Origin of the sequence: Synechococcus sp. MU1648 (assembly GCF_023630615.1) — a bacterium.
GTDB lineage: Bacteria > Cyanobacteriota > Cyanobacteriia > PCC-6307 > Cyanobiaceae > Parasynechococcus.
On sequence record NZ_JAKUHI010000017.1, the window covers coordinates 1 to 14,632 of the forward strand.

A 14,632-nucleotide genomic window follows, 5' to 3' on the forward strand; every position below is an offset into this window, starting at 1 on the left:
AGCGACCACCATCCCCAGCCCCCTGTTCCAATTGGTCCAAATCCCTGGGGTGGCGAACATCCGAGATCGGCTCGGCGTCGGCATCGACCCGGGGATCCGAGGAGTACAGCCGATCAACATCCGTCAGCAAGATCAGTTGCTGCGCTTCAACGGCTGCGGCGACCAGGGCCGACAAGGTGTCGTTATCGCCGAAACGCAACTCCGCCGTCGACAAGGCATCGTTCTCGTTGATCACCGGCATCACCCCCCAGCTCAGCAACTGCCTCAAGGTGCCCGAAGCATTCTGATAACGACGTCGATCCGCCAGATCGGAGCGGGTCAGCAGCACCTGCGCCACCGAACAACCATGACGGGCCATGGCGCGTTCATAAAGAGCCATCAGCGCGCCCTGGCCGATGGCCGCAGCAGCCTGCAAAGCCACAACCGTGTCCGGTCGGCTGGACATGGCCAGCTTCTGGCAGCCCAGCCCGACGGCACCACTGGTGACCAGCACCACTTGATCACCACGGGCCATGGCCGCTGCGAAGCAACGGGCGTAGCCCTCAATGATTGCAGCGGTCTCACCCCTCAGGAGGCTGGTGCCGATTTTCACGACCCACAGGGTCATGCTGAAGGCGCCCCCATCCAACGCGCCAAGGCGCGTTCAAGCCGCTGTACACGGTCATGGCGACAGGGCTTGCCGTCATCCCGAACGGGTCGGACCAACACCGTGTAGAGCCCCATGCGGTTGCCGCAGAGCACATCTGTGAACAGGCGGTCACCGATCATTGCGATCGTGGTCGGTGGCACCGCGAGATCGCGAACAACGAAGCGCAATGCTCCACGGCGCGGCTTTCCAGCCCCGGAGGTGAAGCTGACCCCCAGCTGATCGGCCACTGCGGCGATCCGATCGCGGGAGGGGTTGTTACTGAACAAGTGCAATTGCATGCGGCGGCCTGCATCGACCAACCAGTCGTGTACCGGGCCTGGCAGGGTCACATCACGACCGGGCAGAAGGGTGCGGTCGACATCAATAACCGCGGCCCTCAGACCATGGGCAGTGAGATGGGGCAGCGAGAGCTGGGCAATGGTGAGCCGTGGATCCCAATCAGGAGTCAACCAGTGCTGTCCCGTTAATCCGGCCATTCACGCTCCTCCAGTTCCGCCTCAATCAAAGGTTGAACACGGTCCAGCTCATCGTCGCTCAGCAGCACCGCCTGACCGTCCACCATCCGCACCAGAACGAGGAACGGGTCGAGCGGAATGTAGAGGCCGTATTCCTCCGCTTCGACCATGAAGCTCACCAACAGCTCAAAGGTCTCGGCGTCCTCGTCAACGTCGTCGTCCTCTTCCAGCTCATCGAGATCATCTTGATCCGGCTCATCCAATTCACCACTCACCGTGAGGGTGATCGCCGATCGCACCAAGACCAGGTCGTGCTCCTGGAGCACCACATCAGCCACCGAAAGAATCGGCTCACTGCTGGCGACTTCCGTGATCGGCACCGGCTCAGCATCGTCATTGAGCCGAAACAGGGAAACCGGCGTGTCAACCGGTGACAGCAAGGCGTAGTCCTGCCCCTCGAGGGGAATCAGATGTTCCAGGAAACACAGCAGGTCATGGCCCTCGCGATCGCGGACCAGCAGGGTGGGGTGATCGCTGCTCTTTCCGGGTCCCGACTCAGACATCGACGCGACTCTGACTGGGCTCAGGATCCACCATCGGCCGCCCCGGCGCCCGACCTTGAAGCACTCTGTTGGGACGGTTTGAGCTCCGGACCCTCCGCAAGCCATTGCTCCAGCAGCAGGGCAGCGGCAGCACTGTCCAGACGTCCGCTGCGGTCCCCCGTTAGCCCGAATTGTTCCCCGGCCGCCCAGGTGCTGCTGTGCTCATTCACCCAAGCCAGGGGCAGGGCGAGGGCAGTGGCCAGTCGTAGGCCGTAGCGCCGACAGTGTTCCGCCTGGGCCGTGGGCTGGCCCGCAGCATCCAGGGGCAATCCGACCACGAGGCCCTGCACCGAACGTTCACGGCAGTGGGCACGCAGAACGATCAGATCGGCATCAAACCGACCTCGACGCAGGGCAGCGAGGGGCGTCACGCTGATGCCGAGAGCATCGCAACCGGCCAGACCGATGCGCCGCCGGCCCACATCCAGGCTGAGGATCGAACAGGGTCGCGGACGCATCAACGCCGATCGCCAAGGCTTGGTGTGGGAAGGGGTGTGCCCTGGGGCCGCAGACGACCCAGCACCTGATCCAGCGATCGCGTCAGCTGCAGGTTGCGCTGGGGTGACTGACGACGCCACATGCTGCGTCCGAGCAGCAGCTGCTCATCACCGCGGGTCCAACCCTCCGCCTCCAGAATCTTGCTGAGGGGTGCATCGTCAAAAGCCGTGAGCAGCCCGCGGGGGCGGCCGCGTTGAAGGATCCCGTTCAAGACGCTGGGAAGGGCCTGATCCAGCCGTGGATCCCAGGCCATGTCCCGCATCAGCTCCACAAGACCGGCCTCTCCTGCATCGGGGAGTCGAATGCAGCCCGCCAGAACAGCGTCTCCGGCCATGAGCACGCCGCAGCCGGGTCCGCTCCTGTCCAGCAGATCCAGCCAATGGCGGTCGGTGATCTGACGCAGGTGGCTGTGGCTACCGCCCTGCTCAATCGGCCACAGCAACTGGGCGGTGCGGCGGTTCAGTGCCGCCCAACGCAGACCCGCAGGCAGCTGATCGCTGCCCATTGACTCAACCTCGCCACCAGGTGGACACCAGCACTGATACGGGCGAAGCGGTTGAAAACCAAGCTCCCGCAGCAGGGCGATGGCCTCGGCATCGGTGGCCGGACAGCGGATCACCCAGCTGCAGATCTGGGCCGTCCAGGACTGCAGGGCCTGCTGAAGCAGGGCCTGCTGGACCATCCGATGACTGTGATCATCAACCGGGCCAAGCAGCTCCGGCAATTGGAGGATCCAGCAGCTGCCACGACGGTTGAACGGCCGGGCAACAACGCTGGCCACTGGGCGGTCACCATCGAGGGCCAGCAAGCAACGCGGCGAGCGACTGGGGAGCAGATCAGGGAAGCGCTGCTCCACTGAAGAGAGCCATTCACCGATCAAAAAGCCCTGAAAACGCGACAGCTGCTCAACCGGCGCATCTTGAACCCACCGCGCCAGATGGGCCGGATTAAGGGGCTCAATGCGAATTGAGGTTGTCTTGGGCTCTGTCACCGGACACCCTCCAACCCCAACTGATCACAATGTATCGCTCATTCCAGCCCTGGCCGCACCAACACCAGTGGGGTGCGCTCATTGGCATTGCCAGCGGGATTGGGACGCAGGGCCCTCCCCAGCAATCCCTCGTCACAACCGGGACTGGAGGCCAGAACCTTCACGCGGCCGAGGTCGTTGACGTCCACGATGGCGACGTCAACACCGAGTTCGGCAGAGGCATCACGACAGAACTGCTCGGCACGGGATGGACCGAGCACAATGGTTTGGTCATAAGGGGGCGTGGTTCCTGTGATGTCATCAATCAAACGGGCCTGATCACCAGCAAGGCGATAGAACCCTCCGGAAATACCAACCAGCTTCATCAACAGCCCCCCCAGCAAGGCAGCAAGAACCCGGGTCGGCCCCACCAGATCGATCAACGTCTGCATCCCGCAAGCTGTAGCCAGGCTGCTGGTGGGGTGGAACACCCGGCAAGCCAGACGCGCGACCATTCCAGGCTCGACTTCACTGGGGTGGCGGTAGCGCCCCTGGATCACCGCAACGGGGGTCTCCCCGATGGTGAGGATGTCACCGGGCTGAATCAGGTCAGCGGCATAGGTGCGCAAGACCGCAATGGCATCATCCAACGGACCGAGCAAGTGGGTTCGCAGCGGCAGTACACGGCACCCCTCTCCTTCTCTGAAGCGGGCTTGATCGGGCTGCAGTGGTTCAGGACGCCGAAGTGGAACCAGCACACCCTGACGGCGCTGCAACCGACCAAATGGTCCGTAATTCAGCCAGTGAGCATCAACCCAGAGGCTGTCGACCCGAGCGGAGGGAGAAGGACCGGTGATCTCGATCGAGACCTTGGCGCGTGTGCTCTTACGGCCCTTGACGATGTAAGCCGGCCAGTAGCCATCTTCCCGGGTCTCCTCATCGGGATGGTCAGCAATGATCCGCGTTTTGACCTCCAGACCGGCGGGGTCTGACGAGCCCAGAAGCACGGGTTCGACCCGCAGTTCCGGCACAAAAACCTCCATGCGTGGATGGGGGTTGCTGATCTCCAGCACACCTTCAACGCGGAGACGGCCGCCCAGTTCGTCCACGCGCCAGTCCAGGGGAGTCATCCGCAAAGGAGACGCTGGCCGGAGACGATGACGGAGCTCAAGCCAGGCCACACAAAGTCCAAGGCCAAGCGGAGCAAACAGCAGCGACACAGCGGATCCGGCTCAACGACCGGGACAACTGGCCGGCAGCGTAGGCGGCGTGGCTGTGGGCGTCTCAGTTCGCCGTGACTTCGATGTTCACTTCGTTGAAACTGCCTTCCTGATTAATCCGGCCCAAATCAGGAGCCGGAAGTCCGGTGGATGCGCTGATGGCTTTATTGATCACCCCCAGAGGGACCTGGCCGTTCTGATCGAAGACAACCCGGCCATCCGTGCCAATCACGACCACTTGAGGAATGGCTCCGGACCAGTAGGTGGCGGGGTCAGCCGGCCCAAGCGCTTCTCGTCCCTGAAGCGGGTCGGTTGGGAGAGGCAGCAAATCGATGTTGCGTCCCCAAAGCCGTTGCAGCTCCGACACCACCGGGGCGAAGCGTTTGCTGACGGCGCTGTCGTCGAGGTAATAAACGATCACAGCTGTCCGTCCCTCCGCGAGGGAGTCCTCCAGGGTGTTGGGAGGAGGAACCAAAGAGCCGTTGCCGGCATAAAGGGCATAGATGTTGCCGTCGTAGCTGTCGCTGTTCAACACAGCGGACGCTGGGGCGACATGGAGCAGCAGCGCGATCGACACGGTGATCAGACAGCGCACCAAAGCAAGCATCAAGCCGAAGCAGCGGATCGCCATTGTGGACCCGGAGCCCTAACTGCGGCCGAGGCTGCGACCCATTCCCTGGGCAATGCCACGCCCAACAAGTCCGATGGCCCGGCCCAGCACCTGGGTTAGAAGGATCACGGCAAGATCGCCAATTCGACGCACCACGGCCTGCACCTGCGGTGCGAGGGCATCCCTGGCCTCCAACAGCAACGCCACCTGTCGCTGCCACCAACCGAGCTGATTCAACTCGTTGTCACGGGGCTCCGTCAGCAGCAGCGGTTCGATGCGACCAGCCCGAAGCTGAAACAAGGTGCGCTGACTCTCATAGAGCTGGATCGGGCGCTCGACCCAGTCGGCCCAACGCAGCTGAGTGTTCAAGCGATTTCTGAGGCGATCGAGTTCTCGGGTCGCCAGGAGGGGATCGCGCAGGAGATAACGACGCAGCTCAGGCCAGTCACCACAAGCATCGAGGAGTTCTGCCCCAATCAGTTCAGCCGTTCTGACCAGCCAATTGCTAACCAGCGTTTCGAGCTGCAGGAATGCCCTGGGGTCATCCGCCGGCAACAGCAACCCGTTCACCAGCATCGGTTGATCTGCCACCAGCGGAGCCAGCATCCCAGTTGGATCAGGCATCTCTCCATCCGCCCCGGTGAGATCAGCACGGCTCAGCAGTGACGCCACGACCGGTTGCAGCTCCCCATTGCAGGGGATCTGGACATAGCTGCCCGCCAGGGCGGTGAGCGCTTGCTGGCGTAACTCCGGCTGCAGGGAATCCCAAGCCTGCGCCATCGCCGTACCGTCCTGGCGGGTACGCAGACGCTGCAAAACCTGATCGAGCTGTTGCAGCAAGGCCAGCAGCAACTCCCGGCGCCGCTCTGGATGCAATCCCTCAATCGCTAGAAGACGACCGGTGGAATTGGTCAGTCCAGCCTGAACCGAGCCATCAATGCGGTCGCGGATGGCATCCCAGACAGCAACGGCATTGCGTTCTCTGAGACTGATCGCCGTGGTCGTCGGTGATCCAGGGGAAGATGACGCCGTTGAGGTCAGGGGTGCTGCATCCTCGAGACCGAGCTGGAGTGGCCCCCAGAGCCAGAGCAGCAGCCCTTTGGCGAACTGAAGTTCGCGACGACGACCCGTCAGCAACGCGAAGAGCAACGCCTGCTGCGGGGGCGGATTCAGCATGACTTCCACCAACTCGAGCTCGCGGCTCAGCTGCTGCAACCCACTCACCAACAGCCACTGCCCAAGGCCCATGGTCTGGTCTTGGCGCCTCCCCTCCGAAGGGGCCTCAAGACGAATATCCCGCCCCCCCTGCAGCAGGATTTCGATCGAGTTCTGCAGGCTCTGCGAATCGGCATTTTGAAGCAAGCCGGCCGCTGGCAGACCCAGCAGCTGCTCCCGCGACAACCGGATCTCGCTAGGCAACAGCAGCAGAACCGGGGCCGGTTGCCAGCGCTCCTGCAATGCGAACAGCTCCTGTTGAATCGCCGCTAACGAGGCCACGCGGTCGATCGACCAAATCACCAAGGCCGGAGACCCCGTCAGTCGCTCTGGGCGAAGAACAACCTCCCAATCGTCATGGGCGGACGTGAGTTTTAGCGCCAGCGACTCTCCGAGCAGATCCGGAGCGAGCAGCAACATCCGCACCGGTGAAGGAGAGGCCAAGCGCTGAACCCAAGCAGTTGGGCTCAAGGTAACGAGCTTCTGCTCAATCCTCCAGTGCGCGCCTGCCGTTCAATTGCAGCGTGTACGACTCGATATGAAAGCCGGTGCGCTGTTCGATCTGACGCAACAAATCTGGCGGGAGAACGACATCGATATCTTCGATCGAACCGCTGTCCAAACAGGTGAGATGGCTGTGGGGATCGCTCCTATAGCCGTACAAGCGACCACTCGCACGATCCAGACACTCGATCACGCCTGCCGACTGCAGGGCTTCGAGGTTCTGATACACCGAGGTATGGCCGATGCTGCGACCCCTCAGATTCAGTTGTTCAAAAATATCTCGAGCACTGAGGTGGCTTTTTTCACTCCAGAGCAGGTCCAGCACCATGCGTCTTTGGCGGCTGAGGCGCATTCCCAGCCGTCGGCATTGCTCAAACACCTGCTGCAAGCTGCCCGGAGGGGACAGCGTGCTGGTCTTAGTGGCGGCTGCTCTTACCACAAAAGGTGCCTGATCCATCAACCATAAGGCCCAAGACCAGCTCAGGCGATGTCTGAAGCCACTGCGGTGACGTCCTGAAGCCTGGCAGCACCGATCGCGGCGATGGCCTCGCCTAGGGCGACACGGCCGTCATACAAAGCTCGCCCAACGATTACCCCGGAAACACCGAGGGGCTCGAGCGGCAAAAGCGCCAGGAGGTCAGCCATGCAACCGATGCCACCCGAGGCGATCACAGGAACAGCGCTGCATTGCGCCATGGTTCTCAAGGCATCCAGGTTGGGGCCGGCGAGGGTTCCATCGGTGGCGATGTCGGTGGTGATGATCGCGGCAATGCCGGCAGCACTGAACTGTTGAGCCAGATCGGTGGCCAGAACATCGCTCTGCTCGATCCATCCCCGGGTCGCCACCCGGCCGTCGTTGGCATCGATGCCGACCACGATGCGGCCGGGATGGCGTTGGGCCAACTCCTGGACCAACTCCGGCTGTTCGATGGCCACCGTGCCGAGGATCACCCGGTCCAGGCCACAGGCGATCAACTCTTCGGCGCGTTCGAGTGAGCGCACGCCACCACCGAGCTGAACAGGAATGTCGAGGGCGGCGGTGATGGCCCGCACCGCTGCGTCATTGATCGGCTCACCCCGTTTGGCGCCATCGAGATCCACCAGGTGCAGCCGTGTCGCCCCCTGGCTCTGCCAGCTGAGGGCCTGAGCGACGGGATCCTCACTGAAGCGCGTCACTTGGTTGTAATCCCCTTGGTGAAGCCGGACGCAGGCTCCATCGAGCAAATCAATGGCGGGGATGATCTCCATCGGGGTCGGACCAGAGACCCACCATCCTGCAGCGCCACGCTTCAATAGCTGCGCTTTTCGGGCCCAAGTGCATGAAGATCCTGGTGATGGGGGGAACCCGCTTCGTGGGCAGGCCCCTGGTAGCCCGCCTGCAGGCCCAGGGCCATGCACTCACCCTGTTCACCCGCGGCAAGAACCCTGTCCCGGCCGGCGTGGAACACCTCCGTGGCGACCGCAGCAGCGATGAAGGATTGAGTGCGCTTCAGGGCCGAAGCTTCGATGTGATCGTCGACAGTTCCGGCCGCAAGCAAGAAGACAGCAGCCGGGTTGTGGACATCACCGGGGCCCCAAGCCATCGCTTCGTTTACGTGAGTTCGGCCGGGGTCTACGCCGACTCCGACCAGTGGCCCTTGGATGAGTCCAGCCCCACCGACCCGCAGAGCCGTCATGCCGGCAAGGCCGACACCGAAGCCTGGCTGCGGCGTGAAGGCATTGCCTTCACCAGCTTCCGGCCGACCTACATCTACGGCCCTGGCAACTACAACCCCGTCGAACGCTGGTTTTTCGATCGCATCGTTCACAACCGACCGATTCCGCTCCCCGGCGACGGCAGCACCATCACCCAACTGGGCCATGTAGAGGATCTGGCTGAAGCGATGGCCCGTTGCATCGAGGTGGATGCTGCAGCCAACCGCATCTACAACTGTTCCGGTAAGCAGGGCATCACCTTCCGGGGCCTGATTCGCTCAGCAGCGGTGGCTTGCGGTCGTGATCCCGACGGCCTCGACCTGCGCAGTTTCAATCCCAGCGAGCTCGACCCGAAGGCCCGAAAGGCCTTCCCTTTACGGCTCAATCACTTCCTCACCGACATCACTCGGGTCGAACGCGAACTGGCCTGGCAACCAAGCTTTGACCTGGCCAAGGGCCTGGCCGACAGCTACACCAATGACTATGCCCTGAACCCAACCGCTGAGCCGGACTTCAGTTCTGACGTGGCGCTGATCGGGGAGTGATGTAGGCGAGAGCTGAACTCAGAGCCAGGGCGAGGGATGGCCAGAACAGCCACCAGCCCAGGCTCGGCAGCCAGGGAGAACCGATCCAGCCGGAGGGCCAGAGCATCAACAACAAGCTGACGAACTGAAGAATCGTTTTGACTTTTCCCGACAACGATGCAGGCGCCCCATCACTGGCCTGGGCTCGCCATCCCGAGATCAGTAATTCACGGGCAAGCAGCAACCAGACGGCCCAGAGCGGGAGCACCGCGGACGACGCCAACCAGAGCAATGGAGCCGCGATCAGCACTTTGTCGGTCAGGGGGTCCAGACGCGCACCCCAGCTGCTTCCACCCCCAGCACGGCGCGCGAGCCAGCCGTCGGCCGCATCACTGAGACCCGCCAGCAGCAGCAACCACCAGGCCCAGCCCTGCCAGCCCAGCTGCAACGCGATAACGAGAGGTAGACCGGCAACCGCTCGCGCCACGGTGAGTCCGTTGGCGATCGAACGCAAAGGCAGAGACAACGCTCAGAATGCGGATAGCTCAACTCCGATCATGGTCCTGCAGCTCACGGTGGCTGATGTGATGACGCAGCCCGTTCTGACTGTCACGCCCGAGACCCCATTGCAGCAGGCTGTCCAAATGATCAGTGACCACCACGTCAGCGGTTTGCCGGTGGTGGATACGGAAGGGCGTCTGATCGGCGAACTGACAGAGCAGGATCTGATGGTTCGGGAGAGTGGCGTTGATGCCGGCCCTTACGTCATGCTGCTGGACAGCGTGATCTACCTGCGCAATCCCCTGAGTTGGGACAAGCAAGTGCACCAAGTCCTCGGCACGAGCGTGAGCGATCTCATGCGCAAGGACTCCCATAGCTGTGGGATCGACCTAGCGCTTCCAAAGGCAGCATCCCAGCTCCATGAACGGGGAACGCAACGCCTGTTCGTCCTGGATGGGAACCAACGTCCCGTCGGCGTGATCACCCGAGGTGATGTGGTGCGTGCCCTCGCCTCCCATAACGCGGGCTGAATCAGAGGGCCGGCCGAATCCCGATCGCAATGGGTTGAATCGAACGGAAACTGACGAAGTCACCCACCTTGAGCTGGGCGAGCGGATCGCCATTGAGCCCATTGCGAACATCAAGGTTGTGGACCCCTCCGAAAGGCCCCCTCAGGCTGAGTTCATGGTCTTGTTCGGAGATTTTCACAACTTCAGCGGTGCCGGTGGCCATCGCCACCCGGGCTCCTCTGCGTACCTCACCGAAATCCTCAGACAAGATCACGTCTTGGCGTGTGAACGTGAGGTTGTTCACAGAGCTTTTGCGCAGATCCACCACCAGCCCGTCGAGGATGTCGATGATGACCTCATCACCGTTGCTGAGACCGGCTGTTTTGAGCTCGCCACCCATGGTGATCAATAGGTTGTGCCCGTAGGGGCTCTGCACTTCCATCACCTGCTGGCCAGGCTTGAACTGCAGCAGCGTTCCCTTCACCTGCGAGAGCTCAAATGCCTCCAGCAGCTCGGCCTTCAAGCTGCTGGTGCGAGCAGGAACGGCACTCAACAAGGGTTGTTTCTGTGACGACCCTGCCTTTTGAGCGGGTGAAGAGACCCGATCAATGCCAACGGCCACGGGCTGAATCAAGCGGAAATCGACCAGATCGCCTGCCTTAAGCGCAGGGAAGAGATCACTGCCACTGGGCATCACAACATCCAGGTTGTGGATGCCGCCGAGCGGTCCCATCAGGCTCAGGCTGCGGTCGGTCGCCGACACCTTCAACACCCTTGCTGTACCTGAAGCCAGGGCCACCCGCATGCCTTTCTTCAAGGGACCCATGTCCATTGGCATGTAGATGTCTTCGCGATTGAAGCTCAGCGTTGTTTCTTTGCTGCGATCTAGATCAACCACCAGGCCGTCCAACACGGAAACATCCACGCGATCTCCCTTGCGAAGGCGAAGCGGCGCCATGTCGATTCCGACCGTGACGATTTCCTTATGACCCTCTGGATCGATCACCTCGATCACCTTCTGCTTCGGCAGCACGGCATTGACCACACCACGCAGATGGGTGACTTCAAAACCGGCCAGCTGCTCGGCCGTGAAGCCAGCCCTGGAGGGCATGTTGAACGCGAGGGCAGACACAACAGCAGCCGCCCCAGCGGCCAAGACACGGCTGATTGAGGAGCAGCGGGTCATCGTTCAGGCACAGGCAAAGCGACGAGATGACGCTAGCCCCTTTCGAATAGGTCAAAATGCCTGCGGTCGCCTGTTGCGCAAACCGATGCAGCTTCGTTCACTCCTCCTGACGGCGGCGTTGGGCCTTGGCGCGATGGCCGTGGTTCCGGCGCAAGCCGAAACCTCCATCCAGATCAGCCTCAAAGACCGATATCTCACCCTCCTTGATGACGGCAAGGTGATTGGCAAGTACCCCGTGGCGATCGGCGCACCGGAATCACCGACTCCGGCGGGAAGCTATTCGGTCACCAAAATGGACCCGCAGCCCGTGTATCACAAGAAGGGCAAGGTCATTGCTCCCGGTCCGAAGAACCCCGTGGGAGTGCGCTACGTGGCTTACGTGCAGATCGGGACAGGCGAATACGCCATCCACGGCACCGCATGGCCCAACTGGGTGAAATTAAGAGCCGCAGTCAGCCTTGGCTGCATCCGCATGCTGAACACCGACGTGATTCAGGTGTACAACCGGATCAAGGTGGGTACACCTGTGGTCGTCACCAGCAACTGATCTCCTTTATTCCCTTTCAAGTTCGATGCTGCGCTTCCTACTGATTGCTTGTGTGGTTGCGGTTGTTCCCCTGCATGGGCATGCCAACCCGACGGAGGAAACCAAAGAAAATGACTTCCTTGACCTTGTTGATGGCGACGGAAACGTGCTGATCCAGGCCCGAGGTGTTGCTGCTGTCAACGCCGAAGCACGGGCCCAAGGCCTTTCGTTTCCGGCCCTTGGATATTGGTCACCAGAGGGTCACTGCTTTGTGAAACCAGCCCCTGGAGATTGCAACGGCGTGTTCAAGCGCTGATCGGTTTTGATGATCGAAGAGGCGAAACAAAGGGCACAGCATTGACCGCGAAATAGCATTGACCCGGCGAAGCTTTCAGGAATAAAACTGGTTTATATGCGCTCCTGGAATACCTTCTCAGAGATTATTTAAAAGCGAAAGCAATCCCCAGAAAAGCGGCGACGTCAAAACAACAAAAAACCTTCATTCCTGACGGTGATGAGCCAAAGGAATCACCCCTTAGGCGACAAATCAGACTGATGCAATACTTGTCTCTAGGAGAAAGGAAGGCCAGGAGATGTTCAAATTCAAGCTCAACACTCATCCAAACAAAATCAACAAGAAAGAGATGCGTGATTTGGCCATCGCCGACAAGGGAAATCAGCTGAGAGAAGGATTTTTCCAGCAAGCTTTATGCCCCGATCTGACGAAAGGCTCATCCCCAGATACCAACCCAAAAGCAGCTCGGTCGCAACTGGCTCCTCAAGGTCTTGGATGCCGCCGCATAGCCAACACTTGAAGCTGTCAGGATCCTTGGAGCGTGGTGCTGCGACAAGTTCTCCCAGCAGGAGCTGGGCAATGCAGGGAGTCTTGAGGCATGGATCAGACGTGACCACATGACGTGGTCACACCTCACTCGGCCCAGCGCAGTAACAGGCTTTGTTGTGCCATGTCACTCAATCGTGGTGGAGCCCTCTGGATCAACCTCGGCAGGCCGACCAAAGAAAAAGGCCGAGGCACCACCCCCGACCCTCCAGCGCACGGTCTCTGCACCGTACAAATTGAAGTCTGTAGCGCACTACTACAAAAGCAACCAGGCTTTACCTCTCTTTAGGTACCCAGCCCATCTCCCTCTACCAGGTCGTTGCCAAGAGTTTGCGCCAATTCTTTGGGTACTGACCCTGTCGAGCCAGAAGGCGAAGGTCGCTTCCTCGGAGATGTTCAAGCAGTCGCTCCACTCAATCCCATCTGCTCTGATGCGGCTTAGACAACAGATGAGTTGAATGACTGATTCAGCCTGGGAAGCAGGACTCACGGCCTTCAAGGGGGCGAGCGAAACGCCCCCTTTCCTACTGAGACGTTCAGTCCGTCTCGACAATCACTGCTGAAGCAGCACCCTCGCCTGCCATCTCTTTCAGAGAGTCAGCCGCGCAGAGGGAAGACAATGCAATGACGACCAATGCAGCACTGTTGATCACTTTGAGCACAACTGGCAGATGGAGGTTGACCATCTCGCGGACGTTTGTCATCGAAAAGTTCACAGCGAACATATTGATGATGCACCCTTTGTCAACCCAATGAGGGTTACTGCGCGTGTCGCAGGTCATGACCTGAACGTGACTGCCTGAGGTGTTCCGCTTGGATTGGTTATCGGAATATTCCTGCTTCAGAGGCCTCTCAATTAACCGCCCTTGCAGTATCTGACCCTCTCTGGAGACAGCGGTGGATCCCATCCATTTCTTGGGGTCAATACGCAGATCGCCGATGGAATGGTCTGAATCAGCAAGCAGAACGCGATGACCAACAGCGCAAAGCCTGTGCCGGGAGCATGGATGTTGGCCTGGAACCAGGGTTTATTTGCCATGTCGCCAGTGTGGCTTTGCTCAGAGTTTCTTGTCGGATCGAATCGAGGATCGCAACAACGACCGCTGCCTTCCCCTTTTGCACCTCGTAGCGACCTCAGCATCACCCCCGCCGAGCGCTGCCAGCTTGATCGCCCACTTCAATGCCCGCCTTCGCTTCGCTAGCGAAGGCTTTTTACTGGAAGACCGTATTAACCGTACGCATAAATACTTACGCAGCCTGCTAGACCTGAGTCACGTCATGAGAGGCGGTAGCCCCGGCATCGAACACCGGGGCTTTTTTCTGCACAAAAGCCACAGTGCATAGGGCAAAGCCTTGAACATGAGTGCGGGGCGTAGGGATACCGCCCCACCATCTTCAGCCCACCGGCCAGTGCTTCCACTCAGCAGCTTCGGGGATCTCGTGTGCAGCTCGTCAATCCCTGCAGCTCTTCCCAAGCGATAGGCCATGGAAGCAAGCGGCAGGGAACGACATCGAAGCGCTCGCCTCTCCTGCCAACAGACTCAAGTGGATCACCCCTAAGCCAGACCCAGCACTTGTGAGGCCAGGCTGACTGGCATCAAAGGGGCTCAATGGAGAGCGGTTGAAATTCGCAAGGTCATTGGGTGCAGCTCAACAGCTGACCAAACGGCGGCTGCCTCGCCTTGATCCAAAATTCAGGGTCGGTATAAAACGCTCGGTGCAGACAAAAAAACCACCCCAGATGTGGAGTGGTTCTCAAAGCCGTAGCAATCCCCATCACCCGGCCATCTGCACCAAATCTTGATGCGTTGGAAGAATAGTACTCATAGATGCCCTAGATGTGGTGTTCTACAAAGTCACTTAATGCTGTGGTGTAGTTGCATAACGATTGTCTTTCCAAAGACTGCGACCCTGCATGTAGCGGCTATTGGGGGTAGTCTGAACGCCCCCATCATCCGGCCCGCTCCAGCAGCGGGCTTTTTTGTGGCCTGGCCACTACATGTGGTGGTGTGTGTGGGGGGGGTCTCGGTTAACGCGGATCGCCGTTGTACACGACCTCCAAGACAGAAGCTCCGTCATCAGAGATCAGGATTTCAGTTTCAACCGTTGGTGGCTCAAGCTGCCTCT

General features: G+C 60.4%; 18 protein-coding genes. 5 read left to right on the top strand and 13 right to left on the bottom strand.

Features of this window, described 5'->3' with window-relative positions:
* The 10 genes from proB to hisA form a co-directional block, all read right to left on the bottom strand.
* Positions 1 to 607, bottom strand: a 607-nt coding sequence (gene proB / locus NCN06_RS12200) for a glutamate 5-kinase (RefSeq protein WP_250398982.1), incomplete at its 3' end; no start/stop codon positions are given.
* Positions 604 to 1,125 (bottom strand): YqeG family HAD IIIA-type phosphatase, encoded by a 522-nt coding sequence (locus NCN06_RS12205; protein WP_226407940.1) that lies wholly within the window; start codon positions 1,123 to 1,125, stop codon positions 604 to 606. The genes proB and NCN06_RS12205, both read right to left, overlap by 4 nt.
* On the bottom strand, positions 1,113 to 1,667 hold the full coding sequence (locus NCN06_RS12210; protein ID WP_115025245.1) for a DUF3727 domain-containing protein: 555 nt from the start codon (positions 1,665 to 1,667) through the stop codon (positions 1,113 to 1,115). Before NCN06_RS12210 ends, NCN06_RS12205 begins: the two co-directional genes overlap by 13 nt.
* A 20-nt stretch (positions 1,668 to 1,687) precedes the next feature.
* Complete coding sequence (gene ruvX / locus NCN06_RS12215) at positions 1,688 to 2,164, bottom strand: Holliday junction resolvase RuvX (protein WP_250398983.1); 477 nt, start codon at positions 2,162 to 2,164, stop codon at positions 1,688 to 1,690.
* Positions 2,164 to 3,195, bottom strand: a complete 1,032-nt coding sequence (locus NCN06_RS12220; RefSeq protein WP_250398984.1) for a hypothetical protein — start codon at positions 3,193 to 3,195, stop codon at positions 2,164 to 2,166. Before NCN06_RS12220 ends, ruvX begins: the two co-directional genes overlap by 1 nt.
* A 38-nt stretch (positions 3,196 to 3,233) precedes the next feature.
* Positions 3,234 to 4,394 (bottom strand): F420-0:Gamma-glutamyl ligase, encoded by a 1,161-nt coding sequence (locus NCN06_RS12225; protein WP_115025248.1) that lies wholly within the window; start codon positions 4,392 to 4,394, stop codon positions 3,234 to 3,236.
* A gap of 64 nt (positions 4,395 to 4,458) precedes the next feature.
* On the bottom strand, positions 4,459 to 5,025 hold the full coding sequence (locus NCN06_RS12230; protein WP_226422363.1) for a thylakoid membrane photosystem I accumulation factor: 567 nt from the start codon (positions 5,023 to 5,025) through the stop codon (positions 4,459 to 4,461).
* Between the two features lie 15 nt (positions 5,026 to 5,040).
* Positions 5,041 to 6,639, bottom strand: coding sequence for a DUF3685 domain-containing protein (locus tag NCN06_RS12235; RefSeq protein WP_250399002.1), 1,599 nt, complete (start codon positions 6,637 to 6,639; stop codon positions 5,041 to 5,043).
* A gap of 67 nt (positions 6,640 to 6,706) precedes the next feature.
* Positions 6,707 to 7,075: a Fur family transcriptional regulator gene (locus NCN06_RS12240; RefSeq protein ID WP_226408286.1), complete on the bottom strand. Its 369-nt coding sequence runs from the start codon at positions 7,073 to 7,075 to the stop codon at positions 6,707 to 6,709.
* A gap of 128 nt (positions 7,076 to 7,203) precedes the next feature.
* On the bottom strand, positions 7,204 to 7,971 hold the full coding sequence (gene hisA, locus NCN06_RS12245) for a 1-(5-phosphoribosyl)-5-[(5-phosphoribosylamino)methylideneamino]imidazole-4-carboxamide isomerase (RefSeq protein ID WP_250398985.1): 768 nt from the start codon (positions 7,969 to 7,971) through the stop codon (positions 7,204 to 7,206).
* Positions 7,972 to 8,042: 71 nt separating this feature from the next.
* Between hisA and NCN06_RS12250 the strand changes: the two genes are divergently transcribed.
* Positions 8,043 to 8,963, top strand: a complete 921-nt coding sequence (locus tag NCN06_RS12250; protein WP_250398986.1) for an NAD-dependent epimerase/dehydratase family protein — start codon at positions 8,043 to 8,045, stop codon at positions 8,961 to 8,963.
* On the opposite strand, the gene NCN06_RS12255 is transcribed toward NCN06_RS12250, so the two are convergent.
* The gene (locus NCN06_RS12255) at positions 8,932 to 9,468 is read right to left on the bottom strand and encodes a CDP-alcohol phosphatidyltransferase family protein (RefSeq protein WP_250398987.1); all 537 of its coding nucleotides are present in this window, start codon (positions 9,466 to 9,468) and stop codon (positions 8,932 to 8,934) included. The genes NCN06_RS12250 and NCN06_RS12255 overlap by 32 nt on opposite strands.
* A gap of 31 nt (positions 9,469 to 9,499) precedes the next feature.
* Here NCN06_RS12255 and NCN06_RS12260 point away from each other — a divergent pair, with 31 nt between their 5' ends.
* Positions 9,500 to 9,973 (top strand): CBS domain-containing protein, encoded by a 474-nt coding sequence (locus NCN06_RS12260; protein ID WP_250398988.1) that lies wholly within the window; start codon positions 9,500 to 9,502, stop codon positions 9,971 to 9,973.
* Position 9,974: 1 nt separating this feature from the next.
* On the opposite strand, the gene NCN06_RS12265 is transcribed toward NCN06_RS12260, so the two are convergent.
* Entirely contained in the window at positions 9,975 to 11,138 is a 1,164-nt protein-coding gene (locus tag NCN06_RS12265) for a hypothetical protein (protein WP_250398989.1), read from the bottom strand.
* 85 nt (positions 11,139 to 11,223) lie between these two features.
* Between NCN06_RS12265 and NCN06_RS12270 the strand changes: the two genes are divergently transcribed.
* The 3 genes from NCN06_RS12270 to NCN06_RS12280 all read left to right on the top strand — a co-directional run bounded on the left by NCN06_RS12270 (position 11,224) and on the right by NCN06_RS12280 (position 12,479).
* Complete coding sequence (locus NCN06_RS12270; RefSeq protein WP_115025387.1) at positions 11,224 to 11,685, top strand: L,D-transpeptidase; 462 nt, start codon at positions 11,224 to 11,226, stop codon at positions 11,683 to 11,685.
* 25 nt (positions 11,686 to 11,710) lie between these two features.
* Positions 11,711 to 11,980, top strand: coding sequence for a hypothetical protein (locus tag NCN06_RS12275; RefSeq protein ID WP_115025254.1), 270 nt, complete (start codon positions 11,711 to 11,713; stop codon positions 11,978 to 11,980).
* A gap of 277 nt (positions 11,981 to 12,257) precedes the next feature.
* Entirely contained in the window at positions 12,258 to 12,479 is a 222-nt protein-coding gene (locus NCN06_RS12280) for a hypothetical protein (RefSeq protein WP_226422361.1), read from the top strand.
* A 562-nt stretch (positions 12,480 to 13,041) separates the two neighbouring features.
* Here NCN06_RS12280 and NCN06_RS12285 read toward each other — a convergent pair.
* A complete protein-coding gene (locus NCN06_RS12285; RefSeq protein WP_226422360.1) occupies positions 13,042 to 13,287 on the bottom strand; it encodes a hypothetical protein in 246 nt (81 codons plus the stop codon).
* Between the last annotated feature and the right edge of the window lie 1,345 nt (positions 13,288 to 14,632).

Coding starts and splice junctions, on each gene's coding strand:
- NCN06_RS12275 (WP_115025254.1), top strand. CDS start 11,711: ATGCTGCGCTTCCTACTGATTGCTTGTGTGGTTGCGGTTGTTCCCCTG.
- NCN06_RS12250 (WP_250398986.1), top strand. CDS start 8,043: ATGAAGATCCTGGTGATGGGGGGAACCCGCTTCGTGGGCAGGCCCCTG.
- NCN06_RS12270 (WP_115025387.1), top strand. CDS start 11,224: ATGCAGCTTCGTTCACTCCTCCTGACGGCGGCGTTGGGCCTTGGCGCG.
- NCN06_RS12265 (WP_250398989.1), bottom strand. CDS start 11,138: ATGACCCGCTGCTCCTCAATCAGCCGTGTCTTGGCCGCTGGGGCGGCT.
- NCN06_RS12285 (WP_226422360.1), bottom strand. CDS start 13,287: ATGACCTGCGACACGCGCAGTAACCCTCATTGGGTTGACAAAGGGTGC.
- NCN06_RS12240 (WP_226408286.1), bottom strand. CDS start 7,075: ATGCGCCTCAGCCGCCAAAGACGCATGGTGCTGGACCTGCTCTGGAGT.
- NCN06_RS12230 (WP_226422363.1), bottom strand. CDS start 5,025: ATGGCGATCCGCTGCTTCGGCTTGATGCTTGCTTTGGTGCGCTGTCTG.
- NCN06_RS12260 (WP_250398988.1), top strand. CDS start 9,500: ATGGTCCTGCAGCTCACGGTGGCTGATGTGATGACGCAGCCCGTTCTG.
- hisA (WP_250398985.1), bottom strand. CDS start 7,971: ATGGAGATCATCCCCGCCATTGATTTGCTCGATGGAGCCTGCGTCCGG.
- NCN06_RS12280 (WP_226422361.1), top strand. CDS start 12,258: ATGTTCAAATTCAAGCTCAACACTCATCCAAACAAAATCAACAAGAAA.
- NCN06_RS12235 (WP_250399002.1), bottom strand. CDS start 6,639: ATGTTGCTGCTCGCTCCGGATCTGCTCGGAGAGTCGCTGGCGCTAAAA.
- NCN06_RS12205 (WP_226407940.1), bottom strand. CDS start 1,125: ATGGCCGGATTAACGGGACAGCACTGGTTGACTCCTGATTGGGATCCA.
- ruvX (WP_250398983.1), bottom strand. CDS start 2,164: ATGCGTCCGCGACCCTGTTCGATCCTCAGCCTGGATGTGGGCCGGCGG.
- NCN06_RS12210 (WP_115025245.1), bottom strand. CDS start 1,667: ATGTCTGAGTCGGGACCCGGAAAGAGCAGCGATCACCCCACCCTGCTG.